The sequence below is a fragment of the Streptomyces sp. NPDC058464 genome (assembly GCF_042721035.1).
In the GTDB taxonomy this organism is placed as follows: Bacteria; Actinomycetota; Actinomycetes; order Streptomycetales; family Streptomycetaceae; genus Streptomyces.
The window spans coordinates 47182-65754 of sequence record NZ_JBHXMA010000043.1 but is presented as its reverse complement, the minus strand read 5'-3'; the positions used below and the strand labels follow the sequence as shown (position 1 = coordinate 65754).

At 68.4% G+C, this 18573-nt stretch carries 16 protein-coding genes; 3 read left to right on the top strand and 13 right to left on the bottom strand.

The genetic code is table 11. The features are described 5' to 3' along the window. A partial coding sequence (locus tag ACFWPQ_RS40910) for a tetratricopeptide repeat protein (protein ID WP_384046850.1) occupies positions 1 to 810 on the bottom strand: 810 nt, incomplete at its 3' end. Between the two features lie 414 nt (positions 811 to 1224). On the opposite strand from ACFWPQ_RS40910, the gene ACFWPQ_RS40905 reads away from it, so the two are divergent. Together ACFWPQ_RS40905 and ACFWPQ_RS40900 are read left to right on the top strand one after the other, a co-directional pair. Then, the gene (locus ACFWPQ_RS40905; RefSeq protein ID WP_384046847.1) at positions 1225 to 1623 is read left to right on the top strand and encodes a hypothetical protein; all 399 of its coding nucleotides are present in this window, start codon (positions 1225 to 1227) and stop codon (positions 1621 to 1623) included. A 12-nt stretch (positions 1624 to 1635) separates the two neighbouring features. Then, positions 1636 to 2565, top strand: coding sequence for a hypothetical protein (locus tag ACFWPQ_RS40900; RefSeq protein WP_384046844.1), 930 nt, complete (start codon positions 1636 to 1638; stop codon positions 2563 to 2565). Positions 2566 to 3076: 511 nt separating this feature from the next. Here ACFWPQ_RS40900 and ACFWPQ_RS40895 read toward each other — a convergent pair. From ACFWPQ_RS40895 to ACFWPQ_RS40855, 9 genes are all read right to left on the bottom strand, one after another. Then, positions 3077 to 4693 carry a hypothetical protein gene (locus ACFWPQ_RS40895; RefSeq protein ID WP_384046841.1) on the bottom strand — a complete coding sequence of 539 codons (1617 nt, stop codon included), beginning with the start codon at positions 4691 to 4693 and terminating at the stop codon, positions 3077 to 3079. A 492-nt stretch (positions 4694 to 5185) separates the two neighbouring features. Next, entirely contained in the window at positions 5186 to 7603 is a 2418-nt protein-coding gene (locus tag ACFWPQ_RS40890; RefSeq protein WP_384046839.1) for a tyrosine-type recombinase/integrase, read from the bottom strand. Next, positions 7600 to 8853 carry a tyrosine-type recombinase/integrase gene (locus tag ACFWPQ_RS40885; protein WP_384046941.1) on the bottom strand — a complete coding sequence of 418 codons (1254 nt, stop codon included), beginning with the start codon at positions 8851 to 8853 and terminating at the stop codon, positions 7600 to 7602. The genes ACFWPQ_RS40890 and ACFWPQ_RS40885 overlap by 4 nt, the downstream gene beginning before the upstream one ends. Positions 8854 to 9770: 917 nt before the next feature. Then, entirely contained in the window at positions 9771 to 10601 is an 831-nt protein-coding gene (locus ACFWPQ_RS40880; protein WP_384046836.1) for a hypothetical protein, read from the bottom strand. A gap of 256 nt (positions 10602 to 10857) precedes the next feature. Next, entirely contained in the window at positions 10858 to 11298 is a 441-nt protein-coding gene (locus ACFWPQ_RS40875; protein WP_384046833.1) for a hypothetical protein, read from the bottom strand. Positions 11299 to 11449: 151 nt separating this feature from the next. Then, a complete protein-coding gene (locus tag ACFWPQ_RS40870) occupies positions 11450 to 11704 on the bottom strand; it encodes a hypothetical protein (RefSeq protein WP_384046830.1) in 255 nt (84 codons plus the stop codon). Between the two features lie 29 nt (positions 11705 to 11733). Beyond that, a complete protein-coding gene (locus ACFWPQ_RS40865) occupies positions 11734 to 12666 on the bottom strand; it encodes a hypothetical protein (RefSeq protein WP_384046827.1) in 933 nt (310 codons plus the stop codon). A 249-nt stretch (positions 12667 to 12915) separates the two neighbouring features. Then, entirely contained in the window at positions 12916 to 14097 is a 1182-nt protein-coding gene (locus ACFWPQ_RS40860; RefSeq protein ID WP_384046824.1) for a hypothetical protein, read from the bottom strand. After that, positions 14094 to 14348: a hypothetical protein gene (locus ACFWPQ_RS40855; protein ID WP_384046821.1), complete on the bottom strand. Its 255-nt coding sequence runs from the start codon at positions 14346 to 14348 to the stop codon at positions 14094 to 14096. Before ACFWPQ_RS40855 ends, ACFWPQ_RS40860 begins: the two co-directional genes overlap by 4 nt. 246 nt (positions 14349 to 14594) lie before the next feature. On the opposite strand from ACFWPQ_RS40855, the gene ACFWPQ_RS40850 reads away from it, so the two are divergent. Beyond that, on the top strand, positions 14595 to 14801 hold the full coding sequence (locus ACFWPQ_RS40850) for a hypothetical protein (protein WP_384046818.1): 207 nt from the start codon (positions 14595 to 14597) through the stop codon (positions 14799 to 14801). Between the two features lie 20 nt (positions 14802 to 14821). On the opposite strand, the gene ACFWPQ_RS40845 is transcribed toward ACFWPQ_RS40850, so the two are convergent. The 3 genes from ACFWPQ_RS40845 to ACFWPQ_RS40835 are packed head-to-tail and all read right to left on the bottom strand — an operon-like array spanning position 14822 to position 18569. Then, positions 14822 to 15397, bottom strand: a complete 576-nt coding sequence (locus tag ACFWPQ_RS40845) for a 2OG-Fe(II) oxygenase (RefSeq protein ID WP_384046815.1) — start codon at positions 15395 to 15397, stop codon at positions 14822 to 14824. Then, positions 15394 to 16515, bottom strand: a complete 1122-nt coding sequence (locus ACFWPQ_RS40840; protein WP_384046811.1) for a hypothetical protein — start codon at positions 16513 to 16515, stop codon at positions 15394 to 15396. Before ACFWPQ_RS40840 ends, ACFWPQ_RS40845 begins: the two co-directional genes overlap by 4 nt. Beyond that, the gene (locus ACFWPQ_RS40835) at positions 16512 to 18569 is read right to left on the bottom strand and encodes a carbamoyltransferase (protein WP_384046808.1); all 2058 of its coding nucleotides are present in this window, start codon (positions 18567 to 18569) and stop codon (positions 16512 to 16514) included. The genes ACFWPQ_RS40840 and ACFWPQ_RS40835 overlap by 4 nt, the downstream gene beginning before the upstream one ends. Between the last annotated feature and the right edge of the window lie 4 nt (positions 18570 to 18573).

Below are 18573 nucleotides of genomic sequence, written 5' to 3'. Positions count from 1 at the left end.
GGCCACCGCGTTCCGGAAGTGGCCGATGGCGGTGTCCAGGTCCTGCGGCCTGCCGGTCCGCTCGGACCGGGTCTGCAGGGCTGCCCCGAGGTTGGACAGCCTTCCGGCGCGTTCGGGGTGGTCGGCGGGGGTGGTGGCCACCGCGTTCCGGAAGTGGCCGATGGCGGTGTCCAGGTCCTGCGGCCTGCCGGTCCGCTCGGACCGGGTCTGCAGGGCTGCCCCGAGGTTGGTCAGCATCGTGGTGTGGTCGGGGTGGTCGGCGGGGGTGGTGGCCACCGCCTGCTGTCCTACGGTGATGGCGGTGTCCAGGTCCTCAAGGGCGCCGGTCCGCTCGAACCTGGCCAGCAGGGCTACCCCGAGGTTGGTCAGCATCGTGGTGTGGTTGGGGTGGTCGGCGGGGGTGGTGGCCACCGCCTGCTGCCCTACGGTGATGGCGGTGTCCAGGTCCTCAAGGGCGCCGGTCCGCTCGAACCTGGCCAGCAGGGCTGCCCCGAGGTTGGTCAGCGTCGCGGGGTGGTCGGGGTGGTCGGCGGGGGTGGTGGCCACCGCGTTCCGGAAGTGGCCGATGGCGGTGTCCAGGTCCTGCGGCCTGCCGGTCCGCTTGGACCGGGTCTGCAGGGCTGCCCCGAGGTTGGACAGCCTCGCGGCGCGTTCGGGGTGGTCGGCGGGGGTGGCCTGCACGATGCGCTGCCACAGATCTGCGGCGGCGGAGAGCAAGTCGGTGTTGGGCGAGACCAGTGCGTTCTGGAGCATCTGGAGAGCCAGCGGGGCTGCGGCGTCGGCGATGAGCGGCAGCAGCGGTTCCGGCATACCAGCGCTGCCAGCAGTGAAACACAAGGCGAATACTTCAACGGCGGCCGTCAGGTCTGCTTGGCGTTCGCCTTCGGGTAGCGCGTGGTAGCGGTACCAGTGGAACCAGCCGAGCGTGAACTGGGCTTCAAGATCGCGCTCGCCATGACTTTCGGCGAGTTCCTGGGCTTCGCGGACGGCTTCGGGTTCCAGTACGGGTGACAGATCATGGCTCTCGCCGATCCGCTGCAGTCGAGCCTGTACCGCAGCCAGTTGTTCGTCGCGCACGGTCCCCCCGATCGCTCACCTCTTGTGATGCTAGTAGCACAGTCCGTGGAATAGTGGGGACTTGCTTGAGATGTGCTCACCGCGCTCTGGGCGATCCGCGCAGCGTGAGTAGCGGTGACACGGAGCGGGCCAGAGCTGGGGGAGTGTATGGCTGGTTTTGACGAGACGGCGCAGCGGCTGGCGCTCGTCTGTTCCAACGTGGAGGCCATCCGCGGGCGTCTGCGCAATGCCCCGGCAGGGGACGACACTCTTCTTGAGGAAGTGCTGACCGCGGCGCGAGGCGGCGGGGAGATAGCCGGTCCGGTGGATGTGCTGCACGCCGTGCTGCAAGCTCTCGGCGATGCCCAGGGCCTCTACGCCTACAGCCCCCAAAGGCGCCCACCAGATCGCGGTGTTCATCCCGCAGGCACCGACCGCAAACGCCCGGCTGAGCCGGTGTACGTCTGCCCGGACACGCGGTGTGCACGTTTCTGGTGGCCGGACGGGCCCGCCCCCGTGCCCCGCTGCGCAATCAGCGGGGACGCGCTGCGCCGGAACCGGTTGTAGCCGATGGGCGGCATGCTGGCGGAACTCGGCAAAAAGCTCGCTGAACGGTGGCTGTCTCTGCTGGTCCTGCCCGGCGCCCTCTACCTGGCCGTCGCCGCCACCGCCCGCACCCTCGGCCACAGCCACCCCTTCGACCTCCACCGGCTCACCGGCCAGATCACCGAGTGGGCCAACGCCCCTGCCGTCGGCAGCACGGGAGGCCAGGTAGTGCTGCTGGCCGCCGCGCTGGGCGGCGCCGCCGCGGTGGGACTGGTCGCACAAGCTCTCGGTTCCCTGGCCGAACAGCTCCACCTCGCCGCCGACTGGCGCACCTGGCCTGTCGGGGCCTACAGCCTCGCACAGTGGGCCACCGAACGGCGGCAAACCAGCTGGGGGACGGATGCCGAAGCCTGGTACCGCCACCGTGACCGCGGTCCATGGGCCGACCCTGCCGCCCGGCAGGACGCGCACGCGAAGATGATCCGCATCTCCCCCGAGTGCCCCGACCGCCCCACCTGGAGCGGCGACCGCATCTACGCCGTAGCCGTACGCCTGGAGCGCGACTACCACCTCGATCTGGCCGCCCTGTGGCCGCCCCTGTGGCTGATCCTGCCTGACACTGTCCGCACCGAGATCACCGCCGCCCGCCAGGCCCTCGCCCGGGCCACGACCCTGACCGCCTGGGCCCTGCTCTACCTTGCCCTTGCCGCATGGTGGTGGCCCGCCACCGCCATCACGGCTGTCCTGGCCGTCACCAGCTGGCGCCGCACCCGCTCCGCCGCCGACACCTACGCCACCTTGCTGGAGGCCGCCGCCCGCCTCCACGCCCGCGACCTCGCTGCCCAGCTCGGCCTGGACCCCGCCGGCCCTTTCACCCAGGAATCCGGCGACACCCTGGGGCGCCACCTGACCCCCAGCCCGCCCCCCCGGCCGCCGGACGACACCCCTGTCATCGGCGCCTGAAAACCAGCCCGTCGTCCTGCGCCGCCTGGAAGGCAGCAGCACCGGGGCTAGGTCCGGAAGCGTCGGTGACGATGGCGTTTCCACTCGCCCCCTTCCTGCCGCTTGGGACACGGACAGCAGTCGCACGAGGGCCCGGTGCATGTCCGCCTGGTCGGGCAAACCGCGGGACACCTCGGACGGGGTCACTCCAGGTTGGGGGCACCGACGGAATTCCCTGATCAGAGGCCATTGAGGGGTCGATCAAGATCGTTTCCCATGTTCACGGAGATCATTTCCCACGGCCCTGGCAGACCGACTCTGATTGTGACTGGTCGCGATAGATGACATCTGGTCGAGGTGGATGACACCGGCGCCTCGGCGGCTGGCCGTCGGGATGCGCGGGCCCGTTGACCGGCAGACACCTTGGTCCCGGTGACAGATGAGCCGACCACTGCGAGCGAGTTCCCACAACCATCTATCGCGACTAGTCACAGGCGTACGCCGATGACCCATGCCGCATTGTTGGTGGTCGTCAGCCGTACAGCCACTGCTCCCAGGCTTTGCGGCCGGTCAAGGCGGTGGCGGGGATGCCCAGTTCGGTCAGCGCGCCGGGGTACACGCGCTCGTATGCCGTGTTGTAGGCGCTGGCGAGGCCGACGTCGCCGAGCAGCCACGGCGCGGGGGCGTGGTCAAGGTCGAACACGGCGAAGGCACCTTCGTAGCGGATGCGGCCGTGGAGCAGGCCGCGATCGAGCAGCGTGTGCCAGCCGCGCCCGACGCGCTCGACCTCGGTCATGCCCTTGGCGGTGTCGATGACGGAAGCGACGTCGAACCGGCGGGGCGGAATGCGGGCATAGAGCTTCGCGATCATCCACGGCAGGCCCAAGATCCGAAAAAGGTGTGTGCGATGAGCGCCGCCCGAGGAGACGTTGTAGAGCGGTCCGGCCGGTCCGTTGATGACGCCGAGGGAGATTGCAGGTTCCTCGGCAAGATGGTGGCGGAGGAACGCGGCGACCTGCTCGGGCTTGGTGGTGAGCAGTTCGCGGGCGGCGCGGGGTATCCAGCTGGGGCCGCGAGACGCCTCGGACCGGTCGAAGTCGCCCCAAACCTTATCGATGGCCTGCACGATAGCGTCGGTACGCACCCAGGCGGCGCTCTCGCTGAATGCCCAGTCGTGCTCCCGCTGGCGCTTGTAGAGGTTGAAATACGGCGACTGCGGCGCACTGGCCTGGAGCTGGGCGGTGGCCGCGCGCACCCGATCACTGATCTCGTCCTCGGGCCAGGCCCGCTGGAGTTGGGTGACGGCGGCGACGGTGGCGTCGAGCGCGGCGCGGTCGGCATCGAACGCGCGCAGGACATCCACCCGACCGATGCCGGGTGGGTCAGTGCAGGCGGCGGGGGCTTCTGGGCGTTCGTCGTGCAAGGTCAGGGTGGTCTGTGGGCGGTGACGGCTGGTGGCCTCGAACGACAGCAGGGCTTGCTCGGCGGCGTCGGGGGTGGCGCTCCAGCCGCGCACACAAAGACCGTCGACGCGGTTCGCGGTCAGGGCGCCGTCGCTGTGCCACGTCGCTTCCCAGGTGCCGCCCGGCCGGTCGAGGTGCACGGGCCGGCGCGCGAGGTCGGCTTCAAGTCGCCGAAGGTCGCCGCGGCGCCGGGCACGGGCGAGCAGGCTCGGCGCGGGGCGCAGCACACCCGCCAGGAGCTCTTCGTCGAGCGGATACTCTGCGCGCTCGCTGTGCCATTCGTGCAGGAGGTCTCGTGCCTGGGTGATGCGGTGTGCGGCCTGCTGGGCTGCGTCGCGAAGTTCGTCGCCGTCGAGGTGGTCATCGACGGCGGCGGCCGCGTGTCGGCCGGCCGCGGCCACCACCTGGTCCCACAGGTACAGCTCGTCGGCGGCCTGGTGCCACAGGTAGCCCTCACGGGCGGATGTGTCCGGTTCCTGGGCCGCGGTTAGGGACCGTACGATCTGGGCTCGTTCGGCGGGCGGCTGGCCGCGGCCGCGGCGTACGGCGAACTGCAGCAGGATCGAGGTGAGGCGGCGGGCGAGGTGCGTGGGCCGGGGGCGGCCGTCCTTCGTGGTGCACGCCTTCCTGCGCGAAGCCGCGCACGTGGGGCATGTCCAGTCCAGTGTGTCCCAGTCGGCCGCCACGCATCGGTCCTCTCGTCGGCGATCAGGTCAACCACCCCCCCCCGCGATGGGGATGGTTGCAGTGTGGCAGCGGGGACCGACACGGCAGTGCGAATTTGCCGCGCTCGGCTGTTCGTGACTGGTCGAGGTGGATAACACCGGCGCCTCGTCGGCTGGTCGTCGGGATGCGCGGGGCCGTTGACCAGCAGACACCTTGGTCCCGGTGACAGATCGGCCGACCACCGCGAGCGGGTGCCAACAACGATGACCAAACGGTGCCATCTATCGCGACCAGTCACACTGATCCTTGACGCGAACAGCCACTTTCAGCATGCGCGTCGAAGATATATTTGATTTTGCGGCGACACGGTTCCACCTGTCAGGAAATTGGAATGCTGGCAGGCTGAGTGAGCTAGCATCCCGCAATATTGATCGGCTTGCCGAATCCTGGGATCGGGAAAGTCTGTGCATTCCCTTGTGAAGGGTTTCAGTTCCGGTATGGATGCCGCGATGTCATTGTCTTCCTTCCGAGATTACGGGCATGCCCAGGGTGACGGGGGTGCGGCTGCGGGTCCGGGCGAGTCGGTCGAGTGAGGACAGTTTGTTCCGCGCGGCTTCGAGGCTGATCTGGAGTCCTTGGACCTCGCCGAGCCAGCCGTTGACGCGGGCCTCCTCGATGCGGTCACCGAGGTTGCGGATGATTTCTTCCAGCCGTCGCCGCTGCTGTGGGTCGACGCGGAGCATCGGGCACCGGACGCAGGCATGCTCGTGTGCGCAGGGGGTGCCGTAGGGACGCCCGCAGGTGCCCAGTTCGACTTTCCGCAACTCGAAGTGCTTCTGGAACTCGTCCCACTCCTGCTCGGTGGGTTCTCGGTATTCCGCGGCGGGGCGGTCAGCGCGCCGGGTGGCGAGGAATGCCCGGTAGGACCTGATCAGCTCCTCTTGGAAGACCGCGAGGTATGCCTGGGTGGTGTTCAGACTGTGGTGACCGAGGATCTTCGCGGCGATGTGGACAGGCAGGCCGCCGGTGACAGCGTCCGTGACGAACATCCTGCGGAAGTCGTGCGGGGTGTATCGCAGCGGCTGGCCGGCCCGGTCGGTGAGCCCGGACCGTTCCAGCGTGTCGTTGAGGAGTCTGTTGACGACTCGGGTGCTGATGATCTCCCTGCGCCATCCATTCTTGCGCTGGAACAGGTGTGGCAGCATTGGGCCGGTCACGCGTTCGTGTGGGTCGTAGCGGGCCGCGAGAGGGACGCGGCCGTCGTCTCCCCTGATCCGGCAGACCACGGTGGCCAGCACGCTGGCTAGTTCCGGGGTGACGAGGAGCAGTCGCTCCTCGTTGCTCTTGGACGGCACGATCTGCAGCAGGGGAACGACCTCGCCGCTGTCGGGCAGGCGGTAGGAGACCAAGGCCAGGTGGGTCAGCTCCAGCAGTTCCTCGACGCGGACGCCGGTGTGCCTCAGCGTCTCGATGAGCGCCCAGGCCCAGAACGCGTCTTCTTCAGCGCGCAGCAATTCGATACGTTCGCCGCTGTCTTCGTCCGTGACGAGGACTGCGTCCGGCCCGTGCTGGGTTGCGCTGCGGGTGTCCCACCGGTATCGGCTCCGGCGGTAGGTTCTCCCGGCGTGCTCGAAGGTCTCGCCGATGGGCGTCTGGCGGGCGGCAGCCAGCAGGGTGGCCTGGTCGTCGCGGTGCGTTTCTGCCGTCTCGACCAGCACGGGCAGGTGGGGCAGGCGCTCGCGGATGCGCTGGTGCACTTCCGCCGTCCGCGCGCGGTTGCGCTTGGAGACACCTTCGAGCTCGCTGCGGCGGATCGGGCAGCGGACCGCCCATGGTGCCCAGGATGGGTCTTCATGCGCCCACTCCTGGATGTCGAGGTATAGCGTCCGGACTCGGCCGAGGACCTCCAGGCGTCCCTTGCGGGGCCGTTTCGGCCCTCGTTTGCCGGAGGTGAAAGCGAGCCGGGCTTTCCAGGCGTCGGCGACTTCCGTGGGCAGGTCGAGGCTGTCGATGCCAGGGTGGTGCTGTTCGATGTCGGCCCAGAACGTGCCGGCCAAGGTGCTGGTGAGCTGGCGGAAGCTGCTGAAGTCCATGCCGGGGCGCCGCTCGTTGAGGTAGTGGACCAGCATGTCGCGGACCGGTGCGGACTGGATCCCGTGCTGGGCGACCAGTTCCTGGGTCGTGAGCTGGCCCAGCCGGATGGAGGCGCGCAGACTCTTGTCCGTGTCGAGGACGCCGATGTCGCGCAGTACGTCCCAGGCTCCGTGCAGGCCGCTCTTGTGCCGGTGGTAGCGGCTGATGTTCCAGGCGCGGAACTCCAGCACGTCGTCTGTCGTGATCTGGTGGAGATCCTTGCCGGTGTGGAGCACGATCTTGGACAGAGCGGTGAGGACTTCCGCGACCTGGCGTCCGGCCATGCCCCGGGCGCCGGCGGCTTCCTCTGCGCGGGTGAAGGTCTCGACGGACAGCTCCCTGCGCACGTCGGTGAACAGGCGGACGGCGCCGTAGCCGACCAGGAAGTCGTAGCTGGGCAGCACCAGGCGACACAGTAGGAGGGCGGCGAGGCCGCTGGTGACCTCGTTGCGGAAGTTCTTTTCTGAGCGCCCTTCGGTCGCGGCGGTGTCGGCAACCCAGCTCAGCGGCCCCGGGTCGGCTTCGCAGGACTCCCATCGCTCCTGCCACCCGTCGCCGGGCCGCTGCGTCAGCCACTCCAGCATGCGTTCGGCAGCGCGCAGTCGCGCGCGTGCCTCAGCAGCGGGCAGGTCGGCCCAAGTGCGCAGCTGGGACAGCTTGTGCAGCACCTCGTGGCTGGACAGGCTGTCGATCGGCCCGACGCGTCGGCAGGTCGGACCCCTTTGCTGGGCTCCGATGAAGGCGGGGAAGCGTTTTTCCTGCGAGGGCTGGGCGGGCGTGCTGGTCGTGGTGGTCATCGCGGTACTTCTCCGAAGAGCACGGCCAGGTCCGCTGCGTCGTAGCCGCGGGCCGGGGCGGGGACGGGGTTGAGTGCGGGTTGTTGGGTCTGCTTGAGGTCCAACAGGTGCTGGTGCACCCGGCGGATGACTTCCTCGGGCTCCTCTTCGAGGTAGAGCTGCGTGGTCGAGAGGTGGGCGTGGCCGAGGATGGTCTGGATGTCGCGGAGCGAAAGACTGCGGTCGCGGAGCATCCTGCGGGCGCAGGTGTGCCGCAGGTCGTGCATCGTCCAGTTCGTGCCAAGGGCATCGTTGACCCGGCGCAAGACGGCCCGGAGAGCGTCGTAGTTCAGCGGCTGCCGTGCCGGTGGGCCATCGTTGCGGCGCCGTCGCCGCAGGGTCCACCAGACCGGGTCGCTCGGCGTCAACGGGCCGATGCTGTCGAGGTAAAGTCGCAGCCAGACGAAGGCGTCGTTGCTGGCCGGCAGCCACTGTTCGGCTCCCGTTCCCTTGCGCCTGACCCGGACGAGCTGATCACCCCAGTCGAGGTCGCCGCAGCGGATGCCGAGAACCTCGGCGGCGCGGCTGGCGTTGCTGATAACCAGCGAGGCCAGGGCCCGGTCACGGTCCGAGCGCAGAGCCGCGAACAAGGCGTCCCACTGCTCATCGGGCATCGCTCGCGGACGACGCTTGGGAACAGGCGGGTTATAGCGCAACCGGCCTTCAGGCCGGAAAGGCTCCAGCGGGTTGTGGTGCGCGTTCGGCCGACGCCCCCCGCAACGTTCCTGAGGCACCGGGTTGACCAGCGGCCCAGCTCCCCGCTCGATCCAAAACTCGTAGAAGCTGCGGATCACCGCGTTGCTGTGACGGATCGTGCGGACGGCGTACTGGTCTCCCGGGTGCTGCTTACGCGTGATCGGGTTGATCGTGCCGGCGGTAGCGGCCGTCTTCTTCCTGGGCGTATGGCGCAGTTTCGTGGTGCGTTGCAGCCACAGCACGAACTCGCGCACCTCCGCCGAGGTCACCTTGTCCCATTCGACGTCGACGACCTGGAGCCACCGCCACCACCGCAACAGGTCGTAGGCATAGCTCCGGACGCTTCCAGCACGGCGGCCCTGGGCGACGAAGTCACGCAGGTACCGGCGCACCGGCTCGATCGGCTGGCCGTCGGCGCCCTGTACCTCGTACGGCACCACACCGTTGGTCTCCACCACCCGCCCCCACCGCGGGAGCCGGATCGCGTCGACATCGCGTTCCACATCGTTCGGCATCGCCACGCAGATCCCTCCATTCGGGTTGCGTGACTTCCTACCGATGCAGCAGGACGGATCGACCACGACACGCGCGTGTCGCTGCCCGTAGTCCGGTCAACATGTCGGCTGGAGCCCATCCAGTCTCCGGCTCCAGGGCGGGAGTCGTAGCACCACTGGTGAGGAAGGCTCCGCTCGTCCGTCCAGTCCTTCACCTCCTGGGAGGTCACCTGGTGCGCCGGGGACCACTCGTGCACGATCCGGGCCGTGTTCTCGGTGGTCGTACGCAGCGCGGGCCGCTTCTTACGGTCAGGGCTCTCATCGGCCCTGATCCCCAGGACGTTGGCGCAGACCGCCGGACGGCCGAGCCGCTTCTTGTGGTCCCTGACCATGGAGCTGAAGGCGCCGTAGATGGGGCCGGTCTTCCAGTCGCTCCGGCAGGGGAGTACGCCCTTCCACGGCCAGTCACCGCGCTCGGCGATGTAGGTCAGCAGGTCGTAGGGGACCCGTTCGCCCTCCAGTTCTCGGGTCCGGCGGACCTCGATGTGCCGCTCGGGAGGCACGCCCAGGGCGCGGCTGTGAAGGGCCGCCAGCTCGCTGCTGCCGGGGTAGCGGATGCCGTCGACGGTGACGGCGGGCCACTCCAAGGGGCCGAGCGAGGCGTGGATCGTGTAGACCCGGTCCTCGACGCCGGCGGCGCGCGCAGCGTCCAGGGCCAGGGCGGCAGCCCGAGGGCCGTCCTTCCCGCCCGAGAGATTGAGGATGTAGATGTCGACCTCGTCCGGGACGAGGTCTGGTACGCGGGCGGCTTCGTGCTCGTCGGGAAACAGGCCGAGCTGCAGACTGCTGCTCATGGAGGAATCTCCTTGGGAGCTGGGGTTGGTGGCCTGTCGGCCGGGCGTTGCCGCGCCCGGCCGACAGGTGATGGAGCAGGTGCCTCAGGCGAGGGACTGCCGGGGCTCGTCCCGGAGGACGGGCCCGCCGCGGTGCTGGCGGGCGCGCTTGAGTACGGCGGCCGCCAGTGCCGCGGTGTCGGCGGCGCGGGTGTGGACCTTGCGGGGAGAGCGGTAGACCTCGACGGCGCCGTCCAGGACGGCGAGCCACCCGCCGGGGACGGCCTTCGCGTGCCCGGAGCTGTCGCCGCGCTCGTCGACGGGGGTGCCGCTGATGGTGACCTCGGAAGCGTCTGCCAGGGGGACGCGCAGGCACGGTCCCGCCTTCTCGTGGCTGGAGATCCAGCCCAGACCCCCGGTCTCCAGGCCGCCCACGAGCGAGATGGTGCAGTCGTCCGGCAGGTCCGCGAGTCGGACGTCCCGGGTGTAGTGGGTGAGCGTGATGTCGAGGATCCGGAGAGTGGAGACGTCGACATGGACGGCGTGGGCGTGGCCCTGCGTCTGGACGGTCCACTCGTAGAAGTAGCGGACGTCGTCACCGGTGCAGAGCACAGCAGGACCGAAGCCGGTCAGTGAACCGTCCGACAGCGCGCGGGTGAACCTGAAGAACCGCTTCACCTCGTACGCGCCGGCCGGGAGGTTCGGCAGCGGCGTCCGCTCGCCCGAGCCCGGCAGGTCCGCGAAGGTGGTGATGGCGCGGGCCTGGACGAGCGTGTGCTCGGTGAACCCCACCCGGGCAGTTGACGACTTCGACGACCAGAACTCGTGGTGGTGGCGGGCGGCTGATGCGTGGAGCGCTGTCGAGCGGTGCGCGGACCCGTACCGGTCGTAGACCGTCACCGTCCAGTACACGGTTCGGGCTTCTGTTTTGATCACGTCTGCTCCTGTGTCGGCTGGTGACCGCTCCAGGTTGCCGCCTGGAACTTGAAATCAATTATACTCGCTTTTTGGGGTGGTGCAACCCCCTTAAGCGGAAGGGCGTGCAGGTCAGGGCCTTGACGCGGCGGGCCTGTGTCCGACTGAACGCGGCAGCAGTTCAGGCCGCTTGATCACCCGCCCGTTGCTCCGGTCGGACTCGATAGTCCGTCACGGGCCGGCCGTCGCGGAGCACGGGGGGGTGAGGTGCAGGCTCTCAGGAATGAGCCAGGGCGTCTGCCCGCAGGTGGGCAAACAAGGCCTGCACCTCCTGCGGGTTATCCCCGTCCGAGGTGAAGGAGAGGATCGCTTGCAAGACGTGGCGGGCGAGGTCGCCGGTCGCCTGGACGTCACCGCTGGCGGAGAGGGCCCAGCCGGACACCATGCTCACCGCCACCGTGGTCATGTGCAAGATGAGGCCCTCTGACTCCGTCAGCGCCTCTTGCCGGTCGGCCCCATCCTGATCTGAGATGCCAGTGGCGATCAGCACCATGGTCTGCATCCTGCTGACGCCGAACTCGGCGATCAGCGCGGCCAGCGGCTGTTCGTCATGCCCGCCGCGGACCAGGGCGGCCAGAGCGTCGTTGTCATCGGACCACGCCGCTTGCAACGCGGCGACCACACGCATGACCTGATCCGGGGTCAGCTCTGGCGACATGGCGGCAGCGTAGCCACCCCGGTTCGGCCCCGGACGTGATTCAGAGTCGAAGTCCCTCGAACGAGGCAGGAGACCGGACCGGGATGAGCCCCGCCCCACAACCGACGGCCTTCGGGCATGCCTGAGAGGGGTCGCTTTCAGGCAGGGGCAACTACAGCGCGGGCAGTGGCCAGGTTTGGTCGTCGACGCCGAGGATGAGCACGTGGTGTCCGACGGTCCGGATGGTGTCGCCGGTGACCTGCTCGACGTCCAGACGTAGCCGGACGCGCCCGGCGCCTTCGCCGTTGGCCGCGAGGTCGCGTTCCAGCTCGTCGTCGAGGAGGTCCAGGGCGGCCTCGGCCGCGGCATAGTCGGCCAGGCCCTGGGCGAGGAGCCGGCGGGTGATGGTGTCGCGTACCTGAAACATCGGGGCTCGTTCCTCAGCTGGTGGGGTGGTCACGGGGTGGGGCCGGTGAGCTTGGGGCGTGCCGCGCTGACCGCGCGCGACCAGATGTCGGGGCTGCCCCCGTGCTCGCGGGCCAGGGAGGCGGCGAGGCCGCGGACGTCGCCGCGCTCACGCAGGGCCGCCAGGGCGATGTCCGCCCGCCGCTCGGCCTCCGAGGGCTTCGGCGCGGCTGCAGGGTGTTGCGCGCGGGCGGTGCGCACGACGTACTCCCAGGACTGCTGCGGTCCGCCGTACTGCACGCTGAGCTCCGCGGCCAGCCCCGGGGTGTAGCCGCTGCGATCGATCGCCTCGGCGGCATACTGCGCAGCGAGCTGCGTGGCGGTGAGCGGCTCCTCGCCGGTGCGGGCGCTCAGCTCGGCCGCGAGAGCCTCTTCGAGGGCGGAGGGCCGTCCGACGGCCGCCTCGGCCTGTGCACCGGGTCGGCGGCCGGCCTTGCCGAGCTTGTCCCCGGTGCGCCCCCGGTCGAAGTCCTGCAGGTCGCCGATGCGGAAGCCGGCGATCGGGCGGCCGGTGGGGCCCTCGACCGGCTCGTCGACGGGGTTCGGGAAGTAGCCGGGGTTCGCCTGTTGGTACTTGCGGATCACCGAGGCCCCGGCGAAATTCAGCAGGGAAGCGGCCTTGTTGATGGAGACGACCGTGTCGGGGTGGAGCTCGTACAGCTCGGGGTCAGCCTTGAGGACCTTGCTCGCCTTCTCCTCCTGGAACCAGGTGTAGAAGGCGCGGAACTGCTTCTCGTCGTAGAAGTCGGTCCCGTCGATCCGCTCCTTCTCCGGGTGCCGGTGCTTTTTCGGGTGCTCGTCGCGCACCTTGTACCAACGGGCCGCGCTGCCGACACTGGCGCCGGTGAACTCGCGGATCCAGTCGCGGTTGACCACCGCGCGGCCGCCGACGACGCGGCGCTGCGGGTTCAGGGCGTTGGGCATTGCACTCTCCGGTTCGGGTCGCGGCCCTATACTGAGGGCCTACTCCTCTTGTCTGTCCGGTGCTCGCACCGGCGGGCGGGTCGGGTTGGTGTGGTGGTCGGCGGGACGTTCGGCCGGGGTTGCCGCCCTGGGTCGACACCCTCGTGAGAGGGTGCCTTCCGCTGGCCACCGTTTTCTTAACGCTGCTTCGCGTAATCAATATGACGCTCTTGGTGTGTGGCTGTCAATCTCGCCGGCATACCGGCCCCGTCACGCGCGGTCGCGATGCGCGGCCCACGCGCGTTCGAAGTGCGGAACCTGCTTGTCCCGGACGTAGAGCGGGGCGGTCACCATCAGTTCCTCCGTAGTGGGAAGGGCCGGACCGCGCCGTTGCACCCATGCACGCACCCGCCCGTAGCGTTCGTCGACCTCAACCGGGATGTTGTGCCGTTCCGAGATGCTGCGCAGCCGCCGGCCGAGTGCGGACGCCCGGCCCACGTCGACCGTTTCCACTGAGCGCAGTGCCCGGCCGCGGCGGGTCGGGTCCGCTTTCGCGACCGGCAGGATCCGGCGCACGTGGTACAGCGCCCACGGGCAGTCGAGCTCCTTCTCGAAGGCCGCGAGGACAGGGCGGTCGGCGGGACGGTCTGGATCGAACTTCTCCAGCAGGCTGTCGCGGCCGAACAGCCGTGCCTTCGGGTTGAGGCTCACCGACGTGTACTCCAGGCGCAGCACCCGGCCGCCGATGTCCGGGTGTGCGCGCATCCGGTCCAGGTGCGCGGCCATGGCGCCCATCGAGATCGGGAAGCAGCAGAACGTGCAGTAGGACTTCTCCCACACCACGCCGAACCGCTCGTACAAGAACGCCTCGCACCGTTGTCGCCCCCACCCCCATTCGATCAAGGGATACAGCCCCTGGCGCAGGGGGTTCTTGCTCGCCCGCTGGTCTCGGAGGCTGCGGGGGACCTCGTCGGCGTTGAACCCCATCACCTGACGGAACGGCCGGCCGCCGATCTCCTGGGCGATCAGCGCGTCTCCGACCTCGCCCTTCGCGTGGAGGCTGCACAGCCGAATGCCCCCCTGCTGGGGAACCGTGCCGTTCGCCTCGTACTCGTCCTCCTCCAGCGACCAGGGCCCGCGCCGGACGATCCGCTCGGGCCGGCGGGAGTCGTCCATGACCACGATCTCCAACGCGCGGCTGGCCCGCGCGACTTGGACCAGCCGGACCCGGTGCTCACGCAGAAGCGGCAGCACATACTGCTCGGCGTGAGCATAGGTGGTCGGCCACTCGCTCCCCGTGATCTGGTGGATCACCATCGTGCGCGCCAGATCGACGCCGTGAGCGGACGGGTTCTCCAGCATTCTCACCAAGTACGCGCTGCTGTCGACGCCCAGCCCCCAGTTGATGACCAGCTCGGTGTCCTCGGCGCCGGTTCCGAACACGGTGGTCATGCCGCACCTCGCTGGTCGGCCTTGGGGTACGGGTAGGAGGTGGCGGTGAGCCGCAGCCCGGTGCGCGGCCCGATGTAGGCGGCGTAGCGGTGGTTGCCTCCGTGGGCTACGACCCGCGCGCCGACGGCCTGCAGGGCTTCAGCCAGCCAGGCATGTCCGGGCTCGCTTTCGCCGCGGGGGCGGGCGCCGAGAGCGACCAGGCGCCGCTCGACCCCTCCGCGGCCCCGCTCGCCGTTGCGGACCTTGGACATCGCGCGGTCGGAAGCGCGCGGGTTCGCCGATTCTTACATGCGGTCGTGCTTCAACCCGCGCGGCGATGGCGGCTTTGGCAGACCCCGCGTGCGAGTTCGCCGCTCAGACAAGCGACGGTCTGCACCCGCACCCGAGCACCACCAAGCAGTTCGAGGCACCACTGTGACTGCCAGCGCCCGCGTCGCAGCGTCCTTGACGGAGGCAATCGGCGAGTTCCAATACCGAGTCCACCATAAGGCCGCTCCATGGCGGACATGCTTGACGTCTTGGACCGGGAGAAGGGCCTGGCCCTGGCCGAGACCCTCACCGAGGCCGGCGAGCGCATCTTCGGCGACGCGCCGCGAACTCACCCTTGGGACGTGGACGACCGGGCACGGCCCGACGACCTTGCCGCAATCCTCGCCAAATGCGCGTCCCCCCCTGAGCCGGGTGGGCGTTACGTGATGGCGTGACCTTCGAGGTGCTGCCGCCCCTATCGCAATGAAGGTCCGGCCAGCCACCCAACCAGTGCGCACCTGGTTCCCGATGTGACGGGTGTGACCTGGTGGTGTACGAAGGCGGGGAGCACGACGATGCTGCCCTGTGCCCTCGGCATGGGTTGCGGCGTGCCGAACACCTCGAAGTCACCGCCCTCGTAGTCGCGACCATCGCTGAGTTGGATGCTGACGGTCAACTTCCGTTTCGACAATGGTCGCTCGAGGCCATAGTCGTTGTGCCAGTGGAAGTGCCCGTGGCCCCCCACGTACTCGAGGAACTGCGGGGGTTTGACGATATTGGAGACGTCCAGCTCGAAGTAGCTGCGGTTCAGTGCCTCGCCCGCGTCCCAGATGAGTTGATAGACGTCCTCGAACAACGCCGACCGCGGAAGCAGACGTGAATGGCCAACGCGGTGATCAGGCAGGGACTTTTGGCCGACGACGCCAGGGGCGACAACATCGAGAGACCTGCACCGCTCGGCGAGCTCTGCACATACGGCGGGGGCGAGCCCGGGCACGATCGTGGCCCACTGCCCGGGCCTGCCGATGACACGGGCGCTGGTGTCCATCATCTCGCTGCCTCGCCTGCCAACGGTCGGAGCATCATGTGGTCGAAGGGTCTCTCGGCGGGGATGTTCAGTGCGCCGGTGTCCTTCACGGCTCGTACGAAACCCGCGATGAGCGAATCAGTTTCGGCGGCCGCGTGCTTCTGCAGGAACCTACGCAATTGTGAGGGCTCGTCGAGCGCGGCCAGGGCCCCGACTACAACCCGGTGGTCGGGCTCGGTGATGCGGTGCAACATCGTCACGGCGCTCACATGGCGCAGCTCGGCAACCACGGCGTCGCCAAACGGCCCCGCCACTCCCGGCCACCGCGCGTCCGACCACTCAAGCGCGGCATTCACCAGTGCCGAGGCTGCCGCGGTGCGACTGAGTTCGCGCACCACCAAGAACGCCGTGTGCACGTCGCAACGGGCGATCAGCGTCTCCACCATCTGGCCAAGCCCCGTGGCACCGGAACGGATCAGCATTCTGACCAGCTGCACGGTGCGCGTGCGAAGTGGATCATCCTTGCTGGGGTCGAGAGCGATGGCGGGAGGAAAGTAGGCGTACTCCGGGATGGGGGCGGAATGCCCACAGGTGCGAGCCACCAGGGTGACGCTCGGGCAACCAAGATGCACTACGGAGTGGATCAACGCGGAGCCTTCGTGGATCTCGTGCACAGCTCCGACGTTAAGCAACTCCGCATCGGTGGCGACGACCCGCCCGATCATGAAGTGGTCGTCGACCCGTTGCGTTTCGGCGAATTCGAAACGGGTGTGGACGCTCTGACCGTCCAGGACGGCGAACGCACCGGAGAATCCGTGCGCGTGCACGTCGGTGCTGCTCTGGACCCAGTACAGCGCGTCGAGCTGAAAATCGCCGTCGTGGTAGAGCGTGACGGGCGGTTGCCCGAAGGTCTCGTCGAGCCGCGGCTGAAAGGGGAGCTCGGCGCCGTCGAGTACCCAGTGCAGGACATCGTCGCCCGTGACGGGCTCGCGGGCGAGTCCATCAGAAATGGCCCGGGCGGCAATGGCCGGAAACGATTCGGGGGTGTTGTCGGCCCGTCGCCAGCGGTGCCTGAGCTCGGCGGCCGTGTAGGACCTGAAGCCGTCGACCCGACCGCGTGCCACCGTCTTGCTGCCCGTCACGATGCTGCAACCTCCTGGCTACCGGCCAATGGAATCGAAGGCAACCTTGCCCGGTAATCTACAATCCAGGTTCTGCGAAGAAACCGCATCGTCCGGGTCAGCTGGGCGGCGGTGAGTTCGTCGTTCTGGTCGCGCTGAAGCCGCTCGTGGATTTCGTGACCCGTCGCTACGCCGTCAATCACCGCCAGCACGGACAGAGCCTCCGCATTGAGTGGCTGGAGTCTGCTGCCCCACGGTGTGACCACCTTGACGACGACGGCCGACGCCCGGCTCTTGACCGAGGTCGTTGGCCCGGGCAGGAACGAATAGTCGACGGTATAACCTTCGGCGGCGATGACGGGCACCAGTCCCAGGATGGAGTCGAAGTCCGCCGCCGGCTCGACGAGCACGCCTTCGATCACCGCGAAGTCCAGCCCCAGTTCGAGCATCGTCCACAACGCGTCGGACGGCGTCTCGACGATGGGCTGCCCGGAACCGTTCAACGACGTATTCAAGATCATCGGCACGCCTGTGCGCTCGTGGAAGCGTCGAATCAGCGCGTGGAACCGTGGCTGGAGCTCTTCGTGAACGGATTGCATGCGCGCGCTGTCGTCGACGTGCGCGACGGCGGGCACCCGGGAGCCGCAGCCCGGTCGGAAGGTGAACGTGCGTAGCATGAACGGGCTGTCGCACCGCGTCTCGTCGACGTCGAACCAGGTGTGGACGTGTTCGGCCAGCACCGATGGAGCGAACGGGCGGAATGCCTCTCGCTGCTTCACGTCGCGGTTCAGCCTCACCTTGTGCTCCCCACGGCGAGGATCCGCCACGATGCTGCGCTGCCCCAGCGCGCGTGGGCCGAGTTCGCTCCTGCCGTCGAACCACGCCCCGAGCTGTCCGCGCTCCAACCGGTCCGCAGCGACGTCGGCAATGTCGGTCACATCCCGGTCCGGGCACACAGCGACAAGCGGGATCGATCGGATGGCTTCGCGTACTTCGCTCGGGCCGTAGCGGTGCCCGAATCCCTCAGTCACCAGCCTGGCGGGGCGGTGCCGGCGGTGACGCCAGAGTCCGTAGAACGCGGCGCCTACGGCGGGTCCGCTGTCCTCGGCGAAGGGCGCGACGAAGACATCGGAGAAGCCAGACTCGTGCATGAGACGTTCGTTGACCAGACAGTTCAGCGCCACGCCGCCGGAGTAGCACAGGTGCGCTGAGGTGGACGATGCGCGCAACCGACTCACCAACGCCAGGATCGCCTCCTCAAGGGCAGCTTGAACGGAGGCGGCGAGGTCGGCGTACTCCCGCTGGCGCAGAGGCCATCGATCGGAGTGCCGAAACCGCTTCGGTACCGCAGTGGCGAACGTCGCCAAGCCGTTGGTCACGGACACGAATTCGTGCGGCTGAAACGACGGTGTACCGAACGGAGCCAGCCCCATGACCTTGCCCGCGTCCATGGGGTCGTCGAAGATCTGCTGAGCGACGGCGGAGTACATGCCGCCAATACTGCCGAAGCTGGGCATTCCCGCGTTGGGGCGGTCCAGCCATTTACCTGCTGGGACGAGTTGTTTGGCGATGGGACGGACGGTCGGTCCCGACGCCTCGTACGTCGAGATGATCTCCCAGCCGCCGGGTGCGCCGATGACAGCGCGGCGCTCCTCTTCGTTGAGATCTTGATCGGGTGACCCCATTCCGTCCACGACGAGGATGGCGGCATCCGAGAAGCCCGACACGGCGTAGGCGCTGATGGCGTGGCCGAGGTGGTGCGAAATCCGCAGGGTAGGAATCCCGTTAAAGCATGGGCGCAGTTGATGATTCAGGCTCACGTCCTGTTCGGTGTGCCCCACCTCCCCCTGCACGCACAGCACGATGGCGTCCAATTGCCCTGGCTCGATGCCGGCATGGCGAAGACAGTACTCGGTGGCCAGGCTGGCGGAGGCGCCGTAGGTGCGGTCGCGCTTGATTCCTGAGAGGCGTTCCTCTTGGACGGCAGCGACGATCTCGGTTCCGTGCAACAGACATGCACCGCCATTGTGTGCGGCGCTAAGTCCGAGAATCCACGGCGTTTCAGTCTTCCCCAAGTGT